The organism is Fretibacterium sp. (assembly GCF_057312375.1).
Genome location: NZ_DBHLDX010000072.1, coordinates 6,321 through 9,620, shown reverse-complemented (window position 1 = coordinate 9,620; position 3,300 = coordinate 6,321). Strand labels below are relative to the sequence as shown.

Genomic DNA, 3,300 nt, shown 5'->3' with positions numbered 1-3,300 from the left:
ACGTCAGCCTCAGGCTGTACTTCGTGCTCGCCGCGATGGACGGCATGGAGCTCGCAACGACCTTGCCGCCGCTGTCCAGCAGCTCGGCCTTCGGCTTCTCCTTCAACCCGGAGGCAACCACATCCAGGGACTTCGGCGTCCCGTCAAGCGTCAGCGCCGCCGTGAGCTGGACGGTCATATTCCCCTGAGCGTCCGGAGAGGCGATGATCTTCGAGCCCCAGCTCGACGAGTCGATGCTCGGGGCCGCGGGCGTGTCGCTGGCCCCGGTCTTCAGGTCCACGTTGACAGAGCCCGTAACAGGTGCGCTCTCGTTTGTGGCGGTCACCCGCAGGGTTCCGCTCTTGAAACCGGAGCCCAGCGTCACCTTGAAAGACGCGGCCTTCTGGGTGCCGGACTCGCGGCTGACGGAAACAGAGCCAGGAGCGACGACGTTCACAAGCTCATAGTTCCAGCTATCCGCTTTCACGGACACGTCACCCGCAACCTTGACGTTCACGCGGCGCTCGTTCCCGGAGCCCGTCGCCTCCGCCGTCAGTACGGGGGCGGCAGCGAGATCCTTCTTCGCGGTGAGGACGAGCTTTTTGTTGGACGCCGTAAGCGGCTCCACCTTCCAGAAATCGTTTTCCGCCGGATCGCCCGTGACCGTGTGAGTGCCGGTCACCGTGTCGGCCTCCAGCAGGGTGACCGTCTGCCCCTTCTTCAGGGCGGTCTTCCAGGTGGTGGGGACCTCCATGACCAGGTCAGCAGTACCGAGATCGAGCTCCTTCACTTTCAGAACCCGATCATTCGGCGCCTCGTCAACAACCCTGATCTTCGAGGCAGCGTTCTCCGTTTTCAGCTTCAGGTTCGTGTAGCTCCCGCTGGGCAGGGTCAGGGCGCCGCCCCCGGTGCTGGTGCCGAACGTCGCCGTAACCGTCCCGGAGAGCAGCTCTTTGCCCTTCACACGGAGATCGGACCCCGCATCCACATTCACCTTCCAATTCACGCTTGGCCCGCCGTTGACGGTCAGGGGGGAAGTTCCCTTCAGGTTAAGGGTGGCGTCAGCGACAGGCGCCAACTGTCCGATGGTACTCTCTCCGCCCGCGGTGGTGACCTCAAGAGGATTCGTGTTGACGAACTTCAGAACATCAACGGTGTTACCCCCCTCGAGCCTCACCTTAGAGGAGAGGGCACCCGTAATATCGATGGCGCCCACCCTAACCGATGAGGCAAGGGCCAATGTAGGGGCGGGGTTCTTCCCCAGGAACCCGACCGTCCCGCTGACGTCCTTTTTCAGCGTGGCCGTTTTATTGGCTGCCATCTCCAGGCTCAGGTTCCCCGCAACCCCGGCATTGAGGACAAAATCTTCTTTAGGAAAAATCTTATCGATGGTCAGGATCTTGCCGTTGGTATCGATCTTGCTGCCATCGGCCGTCGCCAGCTTCTTCAGCCTCAGATCCTTGCCCAGCACGAGCCGACCCTGAGCCCTCAGATCCACAGAGCCAACTTCCGCCAAACCCGCCACCTTCAGGTCGCCGTTATGGATCTCAATCGTCGTGATGTTCGTTGCCAGCGGCTCTTTCAGCTCCAGATCGCCCTTCTTCATCGACAGCGTTCGATCAGCACCATCACCAGCGCCAAAATTCGGCTTTTCGACTACGATCCTGCCGTTATCGATCTCCAGGGGGGAAGCAGTAAGATTCGGCAGCGCGTCACCCAAATTTACGATCAGCGTGCCGCCATCCTTGATCTTCAGATTATTGACTCCCGTCATCGCAGTCTCCAACTTCAACGTCCCCTTACCGGGCAGCTGCAGCTGGCCTTCGCCCAAAACTGGTAGTACCCCCTGAAAGGTAAGGGTCGCGCCCTCCACGACATTCACGACGGACTTGCCGCCGTCCTTGACAGCGAACGCATTATTGGCCTCCAACGAAACGGCAGCCTTGCCGCTCTCGACCGTGAGCTTCTTGGCCGTCAAAGTATTGCTAGCATCCCCCAAGGTCAGCGTCGCGTTGCCCGAGAAGACCAACTCCCTAAGAGTAAAAGAGGCTCCTCCTATATCCGTGATCTTGGCGTCTGTGGGGAAGGTGGCCTTGTCGCCTTCATCCGGAATGTCACCATCCCAGTTACCACCAAGGGAAGTCCAACTATGCGGGTCGTATCCTTCGCCCTTCCACGTCCCGTCCGCCGCCAACGCCGTCCCGGCGAGGGCCAGGGCAAAGACCGCCCCCAGCGCCGCCGCACGCAACAACCTCCTGCTCAAAACCATGTTCTTCCCCTCCTTAAGGAGTGATGACTCCCTCTAATGAAAAAACAACACGCACACGGATGCCCTCCGCACAATGGTCACTACATTGTTTTACCATATTACTGTGAAAATACCAGATGTCCGTAAAAAATGCAAGGATTGAAAATTTAACCCCGGGGGGCCGGTGCGCCTCCAGCCGAACCGGGCGAGGCGAGATCCCGGGACGCTTCCCCGGCTCAAGGGCGGGCCTGGTCCCCGACAGACCGCCGCGCCCGCGGATTTGGCGCGGACACCTTGCGCTAAACCGCGAATGGATTAAACTATAAGCGGTTGTCTTGCGCACCTCAACACCATCGCAACACTACCATATTTATATAGGGGGGTTTTGCCATGATCACGTTTTTCGTCGCATTGGCCGTTTTGATCGTCGGCTACTACACCTACGGGCTCTTCGTGACGCTGGTGTTCAAGCCGGACGATCGCAGGACGCCCTGCCAGGTCCACCCGGACGGCGTGGACTACGTTCCGCTTCCCGTCTGGCGCGCCTTCCTGATCCAGCTTCTGAACATCGCGGGCCTTGGCCCCATCTTCGGCGCGCTCTCCGGCGCCATCTGGGGGCCCTCGGTGTACCTGTGGATCGTCCTCGGCACGATCTTCGCCGGCGCCGTCCACGACTACCTGAGCGGGATGCTCTCCATGCGCAACGACGGCGCCAGCATCTCCGAGCTGACGGGCATGTACCTCGGCGCCACCATGAAGACCGTCATGCGCATCTTCTCCGTGGTGCTGCTGGTGATGATCGGCGTCGTCTTCATGGTCGGACCGGCCCAGCTCCTGAGCCGCATGATCATGGGCGCCGGCAGGGACTTCAACCTGCCGAGAACCGCTGCCGTCTCCATCCAGGCGGCTCCCGCCGTCGCGGCCCCCAAGGCCACGGCCGAAAAGCCCGCAGCGCCGAAGGCCGTGAAGGCCGACGAGGGCAAGGCGCCAGCGGAGGCCAAACCCGCGGCCGTCGAGGAAGCGAAGCCGGAGGCCCCGGCCGAGGAGGCCAAGCCTGCGGCCGTCGAGGAAGC

General features: G+C 61.4%; 2 protein-coding genes. One reads left to right on the top strand and one right to left on the bottom strand.

Features of this window, described 5'->3' with window-relative positions; all coding sequences use genetic code 11:
• Positions 1–2,248, bottom strand: a 2,248-nt coding sequence (locus ACO41U_RS09045; RefSeq protein WP_485943316.1) for a hypothetical protein, incomplete at its 3' end; no start/stop codon positions are given.
• Between the two features lie 369 nt (positions 2,249–2,617).
• Between ACO41U_RS09045 and ACO41U_RS09040 the strand changes: the two genes are divergently transcribed.
• A partial coding sequence (locus ACO41U_RS09040) for a carbon starvation CstA family protein (protein ID WP_485943314.1) occupies positions 2,618–3,300 on the top strand: 683 nt, incomplete at its 3' end.